General features: G+C 69.8%; 1 protein-coding gene. It reads left to right on the forward strand.

Going from position 1 to position 1754, the window contains the following annotated elements; all coding sequences use genetic code 11:
• Positions 1 to 1754: GH32 C-terminal domain-containing protein (locus tag GTY47_RS12825; RefSeq protein WP_063738882.1), on the forward strand; the 1754-nt coding region annotated here is incomplete at both ends.

A 1754-nucleotide genomic window follows, 5' to 3' on the forward strand; every position in this document is an offset into this window, starting at 1 on the left:
CCTGCTCAGCGAGTTCGGGCCGGCCGGCGCGACGGGCGGCGTGTGGGAGTGCCCCGACCTGTTCCCCCTCGCGGTCGACGGGAACAAGAACAACATCAAGTGGGTCCTCGTCGTCAACATCAACCCCGGCGGCATCGCGGGCGGTTCGGCCGCCCAGTACTTCGTCGGCGACTTCGACGGCAAGAAGTTCACCGCCGAGGACAAGGGCACGTACACGCCGCCCGCCGGCACGGTGATGCAGGACTTCGAGGGGACCGGCTTCGACACGTGGTCGTCCACCGGCACCGCGTTCGGCGACGGACCGACAGCCGGGGCGCTGGCCGGGCAGGGGACCGTCGAGGGCTTCGACGGCAAGGGCCTCGCCAACAGCTTCCACGGAGGTGACGCGACCACCGGAACCCTCACCTCGCCCGAGTTCACCGTCGACAGCCCCTACCTGAACTTCAAGGTCGGCGGCGGACGGCACCCGCACGAGCCCGGGACGCTCCTGGAGCGGGGAGACCCGCCCGCGGGCACGGTCCTCGCCGACTTCGAAGGCGGCAGCTACGGCGACTGGACGGCGACCGGAGACGCCTTCGGCTCGGCCCCGGCCACCGGCACCCTCCCCAACCAGCAGGAGGTCTCCGGGTTCCTGGGCAGCGGCCTGGTCAACAGCTTCTTGAACGGCGACTCCACCACGGGCACCCTCACCTCGCCCGAGTTCACCATCGACAAGAAGCACATCAACTTCCTCATCGGCGGCGGCAACCACCCCGCCGGGTCCGACCACCCCACCGCCCTCGAACTCCTCGTCGACGGCCAGGTGGTGCGCAGCGCCACCGGAAAGGACGCCGAGGCGCTCAACTGGGCTTCCTGGGACGTCGGCGACCTCGCGGGCAGGAAGGCGCGGATCAGGATCGTCGACGACAACACCGGCGGCTGGGGCCACCTCAACGTCGACCACATCATGCTGTCCGACACCGAGGCCCGGCCCGTCTCCCAGGAGACGTCGGTCAACCTGGTCGTCGACGGCCAGGTCGTCCGCAGTGCCACCGGTGCCAACAGCGAGACCCTGGACTGGGCCTCCTTCGACCTGCGCCCCTACGCCGGCAAGAAGGCGCGGATCCAGATCGTCGACATGAACACGGCCGGCTGGGGCCACATCCTGGCCGACCGTTTCACCGCCGCCGACGCCCCCGCCAAGTCGGTCCTGCAGCGCGCCGACTGGGCCGACTACGGCAAGGACTACTACGCGGCCGTGTCCTGGGAGAACGCACCGGGCGGCAGGCGGTACATGATCGGCTGGATGAACAACTGGGACTACAGCGGCGCGATCCCCACCTCACCCTGGCGCGGTGCGCAGAGCGTCCCACGGGAGATGGCGCTGCGGACCGTCAACGGCCAAGTCCGGCTGACCAGCCGGCCGGTGGGCAGCCTGGAGTCCCTCCGGCAGGGCGGCCCGGCGACGGCGACCGGTGTCACCGTCAAGAGCGCCGCGAAGCCCCTGATCGGTCCGGCGGCCAAGGGCAAGGCACTCGACATCGAGGCCACCTTCTCGCTCAAGGACGCCGAACGCTTCGGCCTGAAGGTGCGCACCGGTGCCGGGGGAGAGGAGACCGTGATCGGCTACGACACCACGACCCAGGAGCTGTACGTCGACCGCACCCGCTCCGGTGCCGTGGACTTCAACAGCACCTTCCCCGGTGTCCAGACAGCACCGCTGAAGGCCGAGAACGGCAAGGTGAAGCTGCGGATCCTCGTCGACTGGTCGTCCG

Source organism: Streptomyces sp. SID5464 (assembly GCF_009862985.1).
Lineage (GTDB): Bacteria > Actinomycetota > Actinomycetes > Streptomycetales > Streptomycetaceae > Streptomyces > Streptomyces chartreusis_D.